This is a genomic window from Coleofasciculus sp. G3-WIS-01 (assembly GCF_040223135.1).
Classification (GTDB): Bacteria; Cyanobacteriota; Cyanobacteriia; order Cyanobacteriales; family Coleofasciculaceae; genus Coleofasciculus.
Map to the genome: position 1 here is coordinate 1 of NZ_JAVJZI010000167.1, position 17,385 is coordinate 17,385.

Below are 17,385 nucleotides of genomic sequence, written 5' to 3' on the forward strand. Positions count from 1 at the left end.
CCCAGCCCTGAATCGACAGGGTGTTAGGAGATAACACGATGCCCTAGATGGCGAATATCGTGTGCCTGGGAACCCGTTTACCGGGATATATGGAACGAAATTTCCATAGAATCTCCCTTCTTCTAGGAGGGAGAGCGTCAATCAATTGACTCAATTCTTGCGGCACAACTAGTGCATCGGGTAAGGATTAGTTATTAAACAAGAGCCGGGAAATTAATTTCCCGGCTCTAAGCTTAATGAACTTAGCGAATCGCCGCTGCTGGTGGCAAGACGAGCTTAGGCACAGGCTTGACGCTAGAACCATTAGAGGGCTTTGTACCTTGAGCTTGAGTCTCCTGCAGTAAAACTTCCCGAATTAACCGTGCCATCACCCGTTGAGCTAAACCGCCAGCAATTTTTTGTCCCATTTGCTGAGTTTCCTGCTTCATCAAGAGTTGGGGAACCAGGGGGGCAAGTTGGAAGGGATCGAAACCGGGCGTATCTTGCAAAATTTGCCAAATTCGTTTGATATGTTCTGCACTTTGCGGTAGTTCTACAACTTTGCTAGTAGATGTCGTTGTCTGCTGTAATCCCACTCGTTGGCGCAGAGACTCCGTAACATTATCAAAAGTTCGACGCCCAAACATATCCACAGCTTTGATAATCTCCTCGATCAACTGTTCCCGAATCAAAGAACCACGTTCTGAGAATAAAAATTCTAAGGTTTGATTCAAAACCTTATTCAAATCGTAGTCTTGGGAATTAGCTGCATTCCGCAATAAATTTTCCAGGCGATTCCAGCGGAAATTACCATCTTTGACGAGTAAGTCTTTTAGAGAAGCGCGTAATTGGGGGGAAGAGTCAGTTAACAAACGCTTCGCCACATAAGGATAGGCTTTACTGAGAACCTTGAAGTTCGGATCAACATTAATCGCAATCCCTTCTAAAGTGACCAAGGAACGAATAATCAGGGCGTAGTAGGCGGGAACTCGAAATGGATATTCATACATCACTTCCGAGAGTTGATCTGTGATGCTCTTGAAATTGAGTTCGGCAACACTAGCGCCTAAAGCATTGCTAAATACATTAGCCAGCGCTGGAATAATCGGGGTTAAATCTGTATCCGGCGTGAGAAACTCTAAATTTACATAGTCATGAGCCAAACCCGCGAAGTCCCGGTTAACTAAATGAACAACCGCCTCAATCAACCCATAGCGTTGATAGGGTTTGACTTCACTCATCATCCCAAAATCCAGATAAGCCAGTTTACCTTCCGGTGTAGCTAATAAATTTCCAGGATGGGGGTCAGCATGGAAAAATCCATGTTCCAACAACTGGCGTAGCGAACATTGTACGCCAACTTCAATCAAATACTTGGCGTCAATTCCTTGAGCTTTAATCGCTTCCAGATTAGTCAGTTTAGTACCACTGATCCACTCCATTGTCAAGACACGCCGTCCTGTATATTCCCAGTAAATTTTGGGTACATAAATATCCTGAAGGTGTCCGTAAAGATTGGCAAAGCGTTCTGCATTACACCCTTCTTGGGTATAATCCATTTCTTCAAAGATGCGGGTGCCAAACTCATCCATAATCGCAACCAAGTCACTCCGCACCCGCTTGATATTGCTTTGTACCCACTGAGCCAAGCGGCGTAAAATATAAACGTCTAGGGCAATGCGCCGTGCTAAGCCAGGTCGCTGCACTTTTACGGCGACGGTTTCTCCAGTTTTGAGTTTCCCTTTGTAAACCTGTCCTAAAGAGGCGGCGGCTACTGGTGATGGGGTAAGTTCGGCATAAATTTCTTCAGGGCGAGCGCCTAATTCTTCCTCAATGAATTGAAAAGCGACTTCATTGGCAAAGGGAGGGAGTTGATCTTGTAGCAACGCCAACTCTTCCAGGTAAATGGGTGGCACTAAGTCAGGTCGCGTCGAAAGTGCCTGCCCTACCTTAATATACGCAGGTCCTAGTTGGGTTAAGAGTTCCCGCAACTGAATCGCTCGTCGCCGTTCTTTGATCGGTCGGCGCCCCCACTTGCGATCCCACCATAGATTGATGGCAAAGGCGGCTGTCGGTAAAGTAATCCTGAGTAGCCGCCCTAGGACTTGTAGCGGCGCTCGTCCATATTGGGCTTCAATCGCCACTGGATCATAGCGCAGCGCTTCTGTTTTGTTTTCGGAGTACTCCTGTGGTAGCGCTGATGGAGAAGACGGCGTCTGTTCATACTCAACCACAATTGGCTCAGGGGGTAAGGGCACAACTGAGGGATTGAGTTCGGTGATTGAATCTCGGTGGGGAGTTGATGGGGGAATTGTTTTAAGATTCATATTGATTCAGGATTTTACCAGCAGGAGCGACTCTGTAAAGAATTGTAACAAAAAATGATTAAGATACCACGCCACTCAGTTTATCCTGATTAGGACGTAGGCTTAAGCAACAAGGTTGGCTGGCTCGACAAGGTAGTATTTTGTGAAAGGGTCACCATATCGGTGACGAGACGGGGTACGCTCGCAGCAGTTGGGTAGATCTACTACATCCCAGTATCTCTGTGGATTAGCTCTTGTCGCCTCTTCCTTCCCGGTGAATTTTTTTCCGGACGGGTGATTATGACTTATTACTTATGACTTATTACTTTAAATATTATGTTGCTATCATTACGGATTCAAAACTTTGCCTTAGTTGACCACTTGGAACTGGAATTTGCGGCGGGTCTGAATGTCTTGACAGGCGAAACGGGTGCTGGTAAGTCAATTATTCTGGATGCCATTGATGTGGCGTTGGGAGGAAAAGTCACCCATCGTCTGATTCGCACGGGGGAAAAACGGGCGCTGGTTGAGGCGACGTTTCGCATCGATGCGACGTTGATGGCTTGGTTGAGTGAACAGGAAATTGATTTGTTCGATGAAGCGGATTTGGTCTGTAGTCGAGAGATTACGGCAAAACAGAACTCGCTGCGATCGCGATCGCGAATTAATGGTATTTTGGTAAACCGTCGCTTAATGGAACAATTGCGCGATCGCTTGGTGGAAATTACCGCCCAAGGTCAAACGGTGCAGCTTTTCGCCTCAACCCGCCAGCGGCGACTTCTGGATCTGTACGGTGGTTTTCCCCTCAACAAACAACTTGATCTTGTCGCTACTGCTTATCTGGTGTCCCAGGAAACCTACCAAGCCCTGCAAAAACGGCGTCAGTCAGAACAGCAGCGCTTACAACGCCTTGACTGGCTAGATTATCAAATTCAAGAACTGAGCGCCGCTAATCTTACTGATTCTGAAGAACTCAGCGAACTCGAACAAGAATCTCAGCGGTTAACTCATGTCGTGGAACTCCAACAACACAGTTATCAGATCTATCAGTCACTTTACCAAAATGATAGCGGTGCATTTGCCTGTGCCGATTTACTAGGGGAAGCTGAAACCACGTTGAGTGATATGGCGCAATATGACACCCAGTTACAACCGATCCTGGAGTTAGTCAGTGGCGCCTTGGCGCAGGTGGTGCAAGCAAGTCACCAAATTAATGCCTATGGGGATGGACTCGAAACTGATCCCGAACGCCTAGAAGAAGTCGAAGAACGTATCCGCGCCCTTAAACAAATTTGCCGTAAATATGGACCGACTCTAGCTGATGCGATCGCGCACTACGAAAAACTTAACTCAGAATTGGCTGAACTCAGGGGTAACGGTCAATCCTTGGATGAATTGGAAAAAACTTACCGCCAATGTCAGGAAACCTTAACAGAAGCTTGTACTCAGCTAACCCAGTTGCGTCGAGTCGCGGCGGAGGAACTGGAACATCGCCTAGTGGAGCAACTGAAGCCCCTAGCCATGTCCAAGGTACAATTTCAGGTGGCAATCACGCCCATCGCGCCGACAGCGACGGGTGCGGATCAAGTCACCTTCTATTTATCTCCAAATCCGGGCGAACCCCTGCAACCGTTGGCAGCAACGGCATCGGGTGGGGAAATGAGCCGTTTTTTACTAGCGTTGAAAGCCTGTTTTTCCAGCAGTGGGGATCAAGGAGTCAGCTTAATTTTTGATGAAATTGACGCCGGGGTATCAGGGCGAGTAGCGAGTGCGATCGCAGAACGACTTCATCACCTGAGTCAGCAAAATCAAGTGTTGTGTGTAACGCACCAACCCATCATCGCCGCCATGGCAGATCGACATTTCCGCGTCGATAAACAGGTGATCGATCAAACCCCCTTAATCAAAAACAGCCAGACGAATACTCTAGCCGAAGAAGAAATGCCTGAAATTGACCTGCGTACAGTCATTCGCGTCAGTCTCCTGGATCATCATGCTCACCGCCAGGAAGAAATCGCCCAGCTAGCTGGTGGGCAATCCGGTCAGGAAGCCATGACTTTTGCCGATTCGCTCCTGACTCAAGCCCGTCATTGGCGTCAGAATTAGTTTTGAGGATTGAGTGTTGATCCTGCGTTTCGCGAGTAGAAACGGGTTTGTAGGGGCGGGTTTGACGATTATCGTTTTTTCCCCTCACCAGGGATGCGACTCGCGCCCGCCCCAAGCCAGTTTTAAATGCTCTCCCTCTGCTCCCCCCGCTCCCTCTGCTTCCGAGTCCCCAACTTGCTGAGAGAACGAATCAAACGTTAAGCTCAACAGCAGAGTAGTCTAAATCGTAGCTCACTGATTAAATTAACCTGAGTGGTAAAACTTTAACTGATAGAGTAATCTTATTCGTATGCCAGGAACGTTCTCTGACCCTAACAAGAGATATGACAGCTACATCGCCCACCGGGTCTGCGGCTAACAATGGAAACACCATTGAAGTACAGCCGATCTATACCGAAGACCAAGTCGTGCATGAACATCAACCCGCGTCTGATGGTGCCCTAGCGACCACCAATGGAACGTTTACGGCGTTTCTTGCTCCCCTAACCCAAGACAGTTTTAAAGAAGTTGTTACGGGGGTGGAAAAGAAGCTCGAAGTGGTTCATCAAACCCTGTCCATGCTCCTCGACAGCCAAGGGTTTGAGACAATTCTCCAGGAGATGCTCAATGCTATCACCCTGAAGACCGCAGAGCTTTTGGGTGCAGACCGGACAACGATATTTTTACTGGATGAAAACAAGAATGAATTATTTTCGATTGTCGCCGAGGGCGAGAATGGCAAAACCATAGAACTGCGGATTCCCGCTGATCAGGGAATCGCTGGGGAAGTGGCAACATTTAAAAAAGTGGTCAATAATCCCTACGATTTCTTCGATGATCCGCGTTCGGAAGGGTCGAAAAAGCTCTATAAAACAACCGGCTACCGAACTTATACGATGCTGACGCTCCCCTTACTCAATGACAAGGGAGACTTGGTGGCTGTGGTTCAGCTGTTGAATAAACTTAAGCCCTCTCATGATCCAGAGGATTCTTTACCCTTAGAAGAAAAAATCGATAAACAGGGTTTTAGCGAAACCGACCAGAAACTTTTTGAAGAATTTGCCCCCTCTATTCGCCTGATTCTGGAGTCGTCTAAATCATTTTACTTGGCAACTCAGCAACAGCGAGCAGCGAATGCTCTGATGAAGGCGACTGAATCCCTGAGTAAGAGCAGTTTAGACTTGGAAGAAACGCTCAAACGGGTGATGGAGGAAGCCAAGGAGCTGATGAATGCGGATCGCTCGACCTTGTGGTTGATTGATCACGAACGCGATGATTTATGGACGAAGATTCCTCAGGCTGGGGGAGCGATGAAAGAACTGCGGGTTCCCATCGGAGCGGGTTTTGCGGGTCGAGTCGGACTAACCGGTGAAATTCTCAATATCCCCTTTGACCTGTACAATCATCCCGATTCAGAGAAAGCTAGGGAAACCGATCGCAATACCGGGTATCGCACCTGTAGCTTACTGTGTATGCCAGTCTATAACGCCGATGGCGAGTTAATTGGCGTCACCCAATTGGTGAACAAGAAAAAGAAAGGAGATTTTCCCACTTACAATCCCGATCCCAATAAGGAAGAACAAGACGCACCCGAATGCTGGAAGGCGAGTTTCGATCAAAGCGATATCGCCTTTATGGAAGCATTTAATATCCAAGCGGGTGTGGCGCTGCAAAACGCCAAACTGTTTGCCACGGTGAAGCAGCAGGAGCAAATGCAGCGGGATATCCTTCGCAGTCTGACCAATGGTGTAATTTCGACAGACAAAGCTGGTAAAGTGATCGCGGCGAATGAAAGTGCCAAGAAACTGTTGGGGTTTAGTAAGGGAGATAGTATCGAAGGGCAATCGGTATCAGAGTTGGTCAAAATTAAAGAAAAAGAGGGCAGTTTTGCCAGCTTTGCCCAATTGCTACAGAATGCCTTAGACGCGAAAAATGAGAAAGACCGCAATCAGTACTACCCTGATCAGGTATTGTTGACGCCGAGCAATGAAGAACATAGCGTGCATCTTTCTATTAACTCCATTGCCGATACAAGTGATTTGACCAATGTGTATGGGGCACTGGTGGTCATGGACGACATCAGTGATGAAAAGCGGCTCAAGAGTACAATGTATCGGTACATGACTCAGGAGTTGGCAGAAGAACTGCTGAAACTGGGCGATGCTAAGATGGGAGGCGATCGCAAAGAAGTTTCGGTGCTGTTTTCCGATATTCGCAGCTACACCTCTTTGACCGAAAAACTCCAAGCCGAAGAAGTGGTGGGTATGCTTAATGACTATTTTGAATCGATGGTCGAGGCTATTTTTAAGCACAAAGGCACCCTCGACAAATATATCGGTGATGCGATTATGGCGGTGTTTGGTTCGCCTTTACCCCTACCGGATCATGCCTGGAAAGCGGTACAAACGGCAGTGGAAATGCGTCATCGGCTGGTAGATTTTAATGCCCGTCGTTTAGCACAGAAAAAAGAAGAAATCCGCATTGGGATTGGGATTAACTCTGACAGCGTGATTAGTGGCAATATTGGTTCGAGTAAGCGGATGGAGTTCACTGCTATTGGCGATGGTGTGAACTTAGGCTCTCGACTCGAAGGTGCCACCAAGCAATACGGCTGTGACATTATCATTAGCGAATATACCTTTGCTCCCTGCCAGGATAAGATTTGGTATCGGGAACTAGACTGCATTCGTGTCAAAGGTAAGAATAAGCCTGTGAGAATTTACGAATTGGTGGGACTGCGTTCTGATCCCATTTCCGCCGAAAAAGAGGAAATTATCGAACATTACCACAAAGGACGGGAGTATTATCTCAGTCGGAAGTTTACCCGGGCAATGGGTGAATTTGGCACTATTCTGGAAGAATTTGACAACAATGACAAAGCCGCTGCATTACACCTGAATCGGTGTCAACATTTTCTCCAAGACCCACCTCCTCCTGAGTGGGATGGGGCTTACACGATGACCGAAAAGTAAGTCAAACAGCTAGCACCTCAAGGATGAGGAGTAAAAACAAGTTGAACGTTTGGATAGGATGGGCAATGCCCATCCTATTAATTTATCGTTCTTCAGAGAATTATTGCTCAACCAAGCTTGAGTCATAATGGATACCAGCGTCTGCGTCAATTCTGTGTTGATGTCAGTTACAGTTCAGGGAAATTCTTGCTAGCGTTAAGGTGTTAGTTGTGAGTAATCAGATACGTGAAAGAGACTAGTGGGGAGTTAGCTCAAAACCATGCCCTTAAGCGAAGCGAAGGGTCAAAGCTCTCTGCCTTGTGGTCGCGCTGTAAGCGCATTGGTAGTTTTGCGTTGAAATATCCAGAATGGCTAGCCAGTTTAGCCATTACTGGTTTGTTTGTGGGGATTCAGCTAGGATCTCAGATAAATGTTGGCGTACTCAAGGATGTACTTAAGGTTCTACTCGATCAGTTGGAACAGGCGGAGCTAAGTGCCTATGATGGGTTGATGCAGTTGCGACCCTCATTACCGCCAGACCCACGTCTGTTGGTGGTCGAGGTGACTGAGAAAGATATTCAATCCCTAAAGCAGTGGCCCATGAGCGATGCAGTGATGACGCAGCTACTGCAAACCCTACAGCAGTATGAGCCTGCGGTGATTGGTCTGGATATTTATCGGGATATTGCCATACCCCCCGGTCATGCTGAGTTATCCCAGCTCCTGCAAACGAGTGAGAATATTATCCCCATCTGTCAAATTAGTGAAAGTGAGAATCGAGGCACTCTCCCACCCCCAGGCATTCCCGATTCACGGGTTGGCTTTGCCGATTTAGCCATTGATAAAGGCGGTGTCGTGCGCCGAGCGCTGTTGTTTCACACTCTAGACATTCCCGCAGGTTGTACAACCCAACTTTCCTTTAGCTTTCAGCTAGCCAAGCACTATCTGGAACAAAAAGGAATCGAACCAACTATTACGCCAGACGAGCAAGAGTACCTGAAATGGGGTGATGTGGTTTTCAAACCCCTAAAGCCAACATCAGGGGGTTATCAACAGGCTGATACTGGTGGCTATCAAATTTTATTGAATTATCGCTCTCCGGACAAGCTAGCCGATACCGTGACCTTAACTGAGGTTCTCGAAGGTCGCCTTGATCCCAGCTTGGTTCGAGACCGCATTGTCTTAATTGGAATCGCCGCCCCCAGTGAAAAAGATAGATTTTCTACTCCTTATAGTTCACAAGGGCTAATTATAGAGACAATGCCGGGAGTTGTCATACATGGTCAAATCATTAGTCAACTGCTCAGTACTGTTCTGAATGGACGCCAGCTTTTTTGGTTTTGGCCCAATTGGGTCGAAGTGATCTGGATTTGGGGTTGGTCCTTCACCGGTGCACTAGGAGTGCGAATCACCCGCAATATCTGGCAACTGCTCCTGGCTGAGACGCTAGCGGTGGGTCTTTTGGGCGGCGTATCCTTTATCGTTTTTCTGGAGGCGGGTTGGATACCCGTAATGACACCAGCCTTGGGATTGGTGATGGCATCTACGGCTGTCTTGGCTTACAACGCCTACCAAAATCAGCAAGAACGCGCCCATTTTGCCCGTCTACTCCAAGAACAAGAAAATAACCTCATCGCCCTTCAGGGTATGTTACAGGATAGTAGAACCAGCGCTCCTATAACCATTCAGGAAGATGAGGATAAGACTCTGATTGCACAACAGCAAGAGGTAACCCTCAGCGAAGAAACGGCTATTGCCCCATCGCAGCAGGAAGGGGATTCAACGGCAATTTGGACACCTGAGTCAGTTCCGAGCCAACCCGCGCCAACGGTTAAACCCTCAGACAATCCCAACCTCTTAGCCGGACGCTATAAGATTAATCGAGTTCTCGGTTCTGGAGGATTTGGTCTGACCTATTTAGCTGAAGATACCCAAAGACCAGGTAAACCCAAATGTGTGGTTAAGCATTTAAAACCAGCCCGTCGCGATGAACGATTTCTTGCGATTGCCAGACGCCTCTTTCATACAGAAGCAGAAATCTTAGAAAAGTTGGGCAGACATCCTCACATTCCCCAATTACTGGCATATTTTGAAGAAAGTCGGGAATTCTACCTTGTCGAAGAATACATTAAAGGAGAATCACTCAGCGACGAGCTACCTGTGGATAAGCGTATGCCAGAAGGGCAAGTCGTCGAGTTACTCAAAGGACTCTTAGAAATTCTGGTGTTTATCCATGAGCATCATGTTATTCACCGGGATATCAAACCCAGTAACATTATTCGTCGCCAAGCCGATGAACAATTGGTGCTAATTGATTTCGGGGCAGTCAAACAGATTCAACCCCAACAAAAGCTTGATCAGGAACACGATACACAAGAACATAATACGGTGGCGGTTGGTACTCGTGGCTATGCACCGTCAGAACAATACGCTGGACACCCCACTCTGAGTAGCGATATTTATGCTGTTGGGGTGATTGGGATTCAAGCGCTGACAGGCATTCCTCCTCACCAGTTAGTGCTGGATTCAGAGACAGGCGAAATTAGCTGGCGTCATTTGGCAAATGTGAGTGATGAACTAGCTGAGATATTAGAAAAGATGGTGCGCTACTACTTCATGGATAGATATCAGTCTGTGACAAAGGTGTTAGAGGATTTACGCACCTTGTCACCTCAATCTTAGAGTCCACATTCAGCACTTCATATTGGAGTCAGTCGGTTGGTGGAAATAAACTCAACTATGTTAAATTATGTAAATATTCTTCAAACCCTGACAAATGACAAATGACGGATGACAATCTTCACCGTTAACTTTAATGGACGAAATGAAGAAATACTGGCAAATTTTGACCAGGCAATCTCCCTCCAATATTAAAAATTAGGTTAGGTTCGTAGTTCATCGTCTTTTGTAGTAAAGGCTTTAGCCTTTTTAAATATTCTTTAACACCCCAAAAATACTTCAATAATATAATTTTTAATTATTTACCCAATCTCTCAAAAAAACATATAAAATTTTCACAAAAATCCATTAACTCCTCTGCGTACCTCTGCGTAAACCTCTGCGTCCTCTGCGTTAAAAAAATATAATTCCACTAACAGATATTATCGCCAAATGGCAACGGGACTTAGCCTATGCTTTGTGGATATCCCACGACTACGAAAGCGGTTTAGGTTATCTGCAAGAACAAGCCTTGAACATTGAAGAAAATACTCAGAACTATATCAAGCGAGTAGAAGCGATCGCACAACTTGACCCCACCAGTGATCTCGGCTTCCTGCAAGCATTTGGTGAGATGGCGACGGAGAAATTTCTCCGCCACATCCACAGCGATTACCAAACCCTGAAAGCCGGATTAAATCCCCTAGAAACCTGTATAAAAACCATTGCTGGAATCATCGAAATTGAGAAAACCAAGAACGAACGCACTCTCAACCAAACCGTCGCGATCGCGAGTGTGGGAATTAGCACTGCAGCGCTGGCTGCGTCTGCACTGACCGAACAAGCAGAAGGGATTGTCAATAGTATTTTACCAGTCCCTGCTAATCAACCTACACCCGCACTAAACCATTGGGCAAGTTTTAGTTTAATCTTTGGCTTGAGCGTATTGATTGGCATCGTCAGTGCTGTAATGACTTGGAGAGTTTTAGATATTGGCAGGAAAAGTTAATGCCCCTGTTTACTTTTAACCTGAAGTTCTCCTCGTACAGCAACAGAAGAGAGAACTTGCTAACTTTTTACGGTATCTGACGCCTCTGTAGGGGCGGGTTTAACTACTATCTTTTCGGTTGCACCCATAAGTGACTAAACCCGCCCCGACCATCCGTGTCAACTTAAGCCATAACCCTTACCCATTCTAATTTTCAGCTATTGGAGAAGGGCGGGTTTAGTCAAGTTATCAGTTGGGTGCTCTCATGTTATCTGTAAAACCCGCCCCTACATCCCTACACCTGTCAGCCGACTCCCCCCATCTCTAATACTAGGAAGCCCAGAGAACTAAGCCAGGTTCATAGAGACTAGAAAGGTTTTGGTGTTTGGGAAATACCCGGAGAGACAAACCCTGTAATCCACTGGCACTATAACTGATATCAGCCGTATAAATACTGACATTATGTGCGTCAGTTCCCTGGTAATCCATCACTACTGGTACGCCATTAACAATTTGCCCATTGGCATTGACTGAACCTTGATAGAGTTCTATCTGTACATCATCAGCCGTTAATCCAGCTAGGTTGATGCGGCTTTTCACAGCAACCGATTGATTGACCATGAGATCGCTGGGAGCAGCAATGTCAATGTCTTCAACTTTAATACTGTACCAGTGTTCAAATAAATGTTGCTTCCACTGAGCGAGTTCTTTCACCGGTTGATATCCCTCGCTAGTCATCGCCTTGTAGCGTTCGCTCGCTGGGAAATAACCACGCATCGCATAATCTCGGAGCATACGAGCGGTATTAAACACAGGACAGTTGAGCCGAATTGCATCTTTCATCTTGGCAATCCACCCACGGGGTAATCCTTCATTGTCGCGATTATAGAACAGGGGGACGATTTCCTGTTCTAGTAGGTCGTAAAGGGCGTTAGCTTCTACCTCATCTTCGTACTCAGGATTATCATATTCTTCCCCATGACCGATGGGCCAACCTGTTCGCACGTAATCTGCTTCGTCCCACCATCCATCAAGGATACTGACATTCATTAGACCATTCATCGAACCCTTCATCCCAGAGGTTCCAGACGCCTCACGGGGACGACGAGGGGTGTTTAACCAGATATCACACCCCGATACCATCAATCGGGCAATGTGGATGTCATAGTTGGGAACAAAAACGACCGAGTTCTCCAATCCCGCTTCGCGAATTGTATGGATAATGTCGCGGATTAAATCTTTCCCAGGCATATCTTTGGGGTGAGCTTTACCCGAAATGACAAACTGAATTTTGCGTTCTTTATTGCCTTGGATAATTTTTTTAATCCGATCGAGATCCCGCAGGAATAAGTTTGCCCGCTTGTATGTGGCAAACCGACGGGCAAAGCCAATGGTCAAAATGCTGGGATCTAAAACCTCACGCGCCCGATCAATTTCGGCAGGTGTAGCGCCGCGATCGCGCAAATGGTATTGTAAGCGTTCCCGTACAGACATGACCATTTCAGAACGACAGGCTTGGTGATTGCGCCACAACTCCTCATCCGGAATCGAAGCCACCCGATCCCATAAGGGATCTTCTGCTTTGCGGCTTGACCAGTTCGGACCTAAGTAGCGGTCATACAGTTCCTGATTTGCCTTTGCCACTACGCTGCGAGCATGAACCCCATTGGTAATCGAGGTGATGGGGACTTCATCAAGAGGCAGATTGGGCCACAGTCCATGGAACATCTGGCGTGACACATCCCCATGCAACCGACTAACGCCATTAATAAAGCTAGAGGTTTTAATTGCCAAAGCTGCCATACTGAAGGGGGATTCCAAATCCCCCGTATCTTCTCGTCCCAACCCCAGAAATTCTTCCCGCGATAAACCAAAGATATTCGCATAATGACCCACATAGTACATCGCCTTATCGGGAGGAAATAGGTCAAATCCCGCCGAGACAGGGGTATGGGTGGTGAACAGTTGGGTTGACTGAGCCAATTGTTTCGCTTCGGCAAAGCTTAACCCTTCTTCCTCAATATACCGACGGATGCGTTCCAGAATTAAGAAAGCGGAGTGACCTTCGTTGAGATGATAAACATTGACCTTGTATCCCAAGGCTTTTAAGGCTCTCATCCCACCAATCCCCAACATCATCTCTTGGTGAATCCGCATATCCAGATCACCCCCATAGAGTCTGTCGGTGATGTCATGATCGTAGGGATTATTTGGTTCAATGTTGGTATCAAGCAGGTACAGGGGAACCGTTCCCACTTGCACGCGCCAAACGCGAGCATAAACAGTACGACCTGGATACTCTACGGCAATCCGCACTTCTGAACCATCACCATTGCGCTCTAAGTGCACCGGCATATTGTAAAAGTCATTAATGGGATAGCGCTCTTGTTGCCAACCATCCGCATTCAGGTATTGGGCGCAGTATCCTTCTTGATAGAGTAAACCGACCGCCACTAAAGGCAAACCGAGGTCAGAGGCTGATTTGAGATGATCGCCAGCCAAGACACCCAAGCCCCCGGAATAAATGGGCAGGCAATCGACTAATCCATACTCGGCACAGAAGTAGGCATAGCATTCCTTTTCATCGCTGTTGCCACGATGTTTACGATACCAGGTTCGTTCCTTGAGGTAGTCGTCTAACTGTCGAGATGCCCGTTCCATTTGTGCCAGAAACCCATCATCTTCAGCCACTTCTTCCAGACGGGCTTGGCTAATCATCCCCAACATCAAAACAGGATTATGACGGGTGGATTCCCAAAGTTTACGGTCTAGGCGTCGGAACAAATCTTTTGTTTCTACATTCCAATCCCAATGCAGGTTGTATGCCAGATTACGTAATGGTTCCAAGGCTTCTGGCAAAGCGGGAGAAACGTTAAAAGTGCGAATAGGCTGCATAGAGCGACAAAATTTCAAGTCTTACACGGATAACATTGTGTACATACTTTTACACAAAGGATGAGACTTTTAATACTGTTTTAGTGACAGACTTCGGTTTATCGGTGTCAGCTTAAGGCTAAAATCCCATCAGCAAAAGGTTTAGGCTCATTTTTCGATGACGGCAAAAACGCTATAGGTAAGGGAACTCACTTGCTTACTAAACAAGTCTTGACTAAAAAAGTCTGATGTGTATTAGGACGTAGGATAAAACCCGGTTGGGTATCGTACCTTTATCCTGAGCGTGAGTAGACTTTGCCTATCAACAAGGAGACCACCATTGGGTATGATTAAAAAAGTTGTTGCAAAACGCAACACAACCGCCAATTCGATGATTCATACCTCTGGGAGATATTCAAGATGCTGACACTCAAGATTGTGGTCTATATCGTTGTTAGTATTTTCGTTGCTTTATTTGTGTTTGGCTTCCTGTCAAACGATCCGGCTCGTAACCCCAAGCGACGGGATCTGGAGTAAATTGTACTTGCTTCATCCCTGAATTTTTCAAAGGGGCGAGGCGTACCTCGCCCCGCTTTGATTAGGCGCGGTAAGGGGGTACGCTTCGGATTTGTTCCTTCGACCGTTATTGTTGAAAAATGCCCCAACCCGTTCAGCCGCCTGAAACACCTGCCATTATTCAATCGTTAACGACTGAGGACGCTGTTGTTCACCTTTCGTCCTCACCTGTGAGTTCAGTATCGACTCACCTTCCCCAGGAAATTCCCAAGGGATTGGCGACACCAACTTCACCAGAAACGTTAGCACCGGAGTTTTCTTATGATATAACCTCCTCACAGGCTGCCTTGCTCAGACCACCGATTTCTGTCCGTTATGCCCCCACACAGAGCCAGGGAGCCGAGGTGTCGGGGAGTACAGATGTCAGGAAGGGTTTAGCGGGTGAGGATTTGCCGCAGCATGTCACAAGTCTAAATGAACATGCCCAGTTTAGCCCTACTTCAACTACGCCAGCTCCGTCATTGACTATTAGTCAAACACCAAGGATAAATGACCAAACAAAGGCTTTAACGCGAGAACAGATGGCAAAAGGGATTGCTCCTGATACCTTGAGTCCTCTTGTTAGCGCGACTGATCAGGAACAAGGGTTTCAATCCTCCACTGAAGAAACTTCAGTCAGCTTAGCCTCAAAGACAACGAATGGAAACCCAATAGATTCTTCCGCCGTAACCCTGGAACTCTCAAACGTTGAACGTATCATCACTCAAGAGCGGGGAGGAGAGATGAGAGAGTTTGAATTTACTATCCCCCAACCCGATACTCCATCGATACCTAACCCAGAGCTAGTCCCTGTACCAGATGTCCATGAGCGACAGCCGCGATCGCTTCCCTCCGAGCCAACCCCCAATCCTTCCTCACAAACTCCTGAATCGGCGGCTCCAGGTCCAATCACGGGGGTGCTGGAACTGACTGCTGATCAACAAGAATATGATCAACAGCGACAGGTGATTACCGCTCAGGGAAATGTCATGTTGCAGTTTCGCGGTGCTTTGCTGGAAGCAGATCGCGTCCAGGTGAACCTACCGAATCGGATTTTGGTGGCTGAGGATAATGTAGCCTTGACGCGAGGGAATCAGGTTTTACGGGGTCAACGCTTTGAGTATTCCTTTGTTCAGGATAGCGGCGTGATTTTTGATGCCAGTGGTGAATTATACGTCCCGACATCAGGTACTGATTTAACTATCTTACCCTCCCCGGCTGATCCAAATGCTCCAGAAGAACAACGACCGATCAGCGATCGCATTATCAGCAATCAACCCCTTCAAGGCGTAACCAATCCAGGCTTTTATTCCTTCTTTATTGGAGGAGGTTTTGGCACAACAACTACCGGAAATCTCTCAAATGTAGTTTCGGGTGCGCCTCAGGCTACAGGGACAATCAACCGATTCCGCTATGAAGCTGATCGCATTGATTTTGAGGGTTCAGAAGCGATCGCCCAAAATGTACGGATCACCAATGATCCCTTTTCCCCACCTGAACTAGAATTACAAGCTCAAACGGCTCGATTTCGCCGGATTTCACCCTTAGTGGATGAAATCGTTGCCACTCGTCCACGGTTGGTATTTGATCAAGGTTTATCGGTACCAACATTTCGCGATCGCGTGATTATTGATCGTCGCGAACGGGAACCTGGTTTAATCCAGTTTGGCTTCGATGATGATGATCGCGGCGGTTTATTTATCGAGCGACCCTTTAATATTGTCAACACTCCAGGGGTACGATTTCAAGTCACCCCCCAATACTTTCTCCAGAGAGCCGTCTTGGGTGAAAATAACCCCAATACCCCAGGAAAAGATAATAGTGGTAGTCTTTTAGACCCCTCGTCTTTCGGTCTCAAAGCCCGACTGGATGCCACCTTTACCCCTCGGACAAGCCTACGGGCTTCAGCCGTCTTCACCAGTCTTGAACCCGATGAGTTTGAAGAAGAACTCAGAGCCAGTGTACGACTTCAACAGGTTATCGGTACAGGTTTACCCCATAACTTGAATCTGGAATATAGCTTTCGCGATCGCCTCTTTAACGGGTCTTTGGGCTTTCAAACCGTGCAACAGAGTCTGGGAGCGGTAGTCACCTCCCCAGTGATTCCCTTAGGCGACACGGGTATCAATCTCTTCTATCAAGCAGGTATTCAGGCTATCAACGCCGATACAGACCGACCAGACTTGCTACCCCCCCCTCCACGAGATAATAATCGGATCGACTTGACACGCTATCAAGCCAGTGCATCGTTAAGCCGAAGTTTTACCCTCTGGCGAGGTGAAGCGTTACCCTTAACCCCCACCGAAGGATTACGATATACACCAACACCTGTAGTTCCTTTCTTGGCACTACAGGGAGTGGCAACAGGGGTTGCTAGTGCCTATAGTAGTGGCGATACCCAGGAATCCCTCAGTGGTACGATTGGGCTTGTGGGTCAGCTAGGGCATTTTTCTCGACCCTATCTCGACTACACTCGATTTAACCTCAGCTACACTCAGGTCGCACGCGGTAACTTATCCCCATTTCCTTTTGACCGAGTTGCTGATCGAATTGTTCTTTCTGCTGGCATCACCCAACAAATCTATGGTCCGTTTCTTGCTGGTTTTCAGACATCTTACAATTTGGACACGGGTGAGGAAATCAGTACGGATTTATTTTTGGAATATAGCCGTCGTACTTACAGTATTCTCCTGCGCTACAACCCAGTTCAGGAGTTAGGGTCGATTAGCTTACGAATTAATGATTTTAATTGGGCAGGGAATCCGGGACTTTTTGATGGTTCTGCCATTCGCCCAGTCGTGCAGGGAGTAACTCGGTGACATCTCCTACACCATACCTGTACTCAGGTTGGTGTAGGCTTCACGTTAATTGCTGCATTATGGTCGCGGTCAAGACTACACCCGCAATGAGGGCACTCCTGCACTCCTGCACCCCTGCCTTAAACGAGAAAGTATAATCTGAGTAGCAACCACGTTGCCCCAGAAGAAGG

9 protein-coding genes are annotated in these 17,385 nt (G+C 47.2%); 6 read left to right on the plus strand and 3 right to left on the minus strand.

The window, feature by feature from the left end; all coding sequences use genetic code 11:
• Positions 1-242 precede the first annotated feature (242 nt).
• Complete coding sequence (locus RIM23_RS16005) at positions 243-2,306, minus strand: ABC1 kinase family protein (RefSeq protein WP_446368195.1); 2,064 nt, start codon at positions 2,304-2,306, stop codon at positions 243-245.
• A 315-nt stretch (positions 2,307-2,621) separates the two neighbouring features.
• Between RIM23_RS16005 and recN the strand changes: the two genes are divergently transcribed.
• From recN to RIM23_RS16025, 4 genes are all read left to right on the plus strand, one after another.
• Positions 2,622-4,391, plus strand: a complete 1,770-nt coding sequence (recN, locus tag RIM23_RS16010; protein WP_446368196.1) for a DNA repair protein RecN — start codon at positions 2,622-2,624, stop codon at positions 4,389-4,391.
• Between the two features lie 323 nt (positions 4,392-4,714).
• Positions 4,715-7,342 (plus strand): GAF domain-containing protein, encoded by a 2,628-nt coding sequence (locus RIM23_RS16015; protein WP_446368197.1) that lies wholly within the window; start codon positions 4,715-4,717, stop codon positions 7,340-7,342.
• 225 nt (positions 7,343-7,567) lie between these two features.
• Positions 7,568-10,003 carry a CHASE2 domain-containing protein gene (locus RIM23_RS16020; RefSeq protein ID WP_446368198.1) on the plus strand — a complete coding sequence of 812 codons (2,436 nt, stop codon included), beginning with the start codon at positions 7,568-7,570 and terminating at the stop codon, positions 10,001-10,003.
• A 454-nt stretch (positions 10,004-10,457) separates the two neighbouring features.
• Positions 10,458-10,988, plus strand: a complete 531-nt coding sequence (locus RIM23_RS16025) for a hypothetical protein (protein WP_446368199.1) — start codon at positions 10,458-10,460, stop codon at positions 10,986-10,988.
• Positions 10,989-11,297: 309 nt separating this feature from the next.
• On the opposite strand, the gene glgP is transcribed toward RIM23_RS16025, so the two are convergent.
• Positions 11,298-13,862, minus strand: coding sequence for an alpha-glucan family phosphorylase (glgP, locus tag RIM23_RS16030; protein WP_446368200.1), 2,565 nt, complete (start codon positions 13,860-13,862; stop codon positions 11,298-11,300).
• Between the two features lie 399 nt (positions 13,863-14,261).
• Between glgP and RIM23_RS16035 the strand changes: the two genes are divergently transcribed.
• Positions 14,262-14,378 carry a photosystem II reaction center protein I gene (locus RIM23_RS16035; protein WP_006099131.1) on the plus strand — a complete coding sequence of 39 codons (117 nt, stop codon included), beginning with the start codon at positions 14,262-14,264 and terminating at the stop codon, positions 14,376-14,378.
• A gap of 119 nt (positions 14,379-14,497) precedes the next feature.
• The gene (locus RIM23_RS16040; RefSeq protein WP_446368201.1) at positions 14,498-17,215 is read left to right on the plus strand and encodes a DUF3769 domain-containing protein; all 2,718 of its coding nucleotides are present in this window, start codon (positions 14,498-14,500) and stop codon (positions 17,213-17,215) included.
• 23 nt (positions 17,216-17,238) lie between these two features.
• Here the strand turns inward: RIM23_RS16040 and RIM23_RS16045 are convergent, their stop codons facing one another.
• Positions 17,239-17,319, minus strand: a complete 81-nt coding sequence (locus RIM23_RS16045; RefSeq protein ID WP_446368225.1) for a zinc ribbon domain-containing protein — start codon at positions 17,317-17,319, stop codon at positions 17,239-17,241.
• Between the last annotated feature and the right edge of the window lie 66 nt (positions 17,320-17,385).

Coding starts and splice junctions, on each gene's coding strand:
- glgP (WP_446368200.1), bottom strand. CDS start 13,862: ATGCAGCCTATTCGCACTTTTAACGTTTCTCCCGCTTTGCCAGAAGCC.
- RIM23_RS16005 (WP_446368195.1), bottom strand. CDS start 2,306: ATGAATCTTAAAACAATTCCCCCATCAACTCCCCACCGAGATTCAATC.
- recN (WP_446368196.1), top strand. CDS start 2,622: ATGTTGCTATCATTACGGATTCAAAACTTTGCCTTAGTTGACCACTTG.
- RIM23_RS16040 (WP_446368201.1), top strand. CDS start 14,498: ATGCCCCAACCCGTTCAGCCGCCTGAAACACCTGCCATTATTCAATCG.
- RIM23_RS16035 (WP_006099131.1), top strand. CDS start 14,262: ATGCTGACACTCAAGATTGTGGTCTATATCGTTGTTAGTATTTTCGTT.
- RIM23_RS16015 (WP_446368197.1), top strand. CDS start 4,715: ATGACAGCTACATCGCCCACCGGGTCTGCGGCTAACAATGGAAACACC.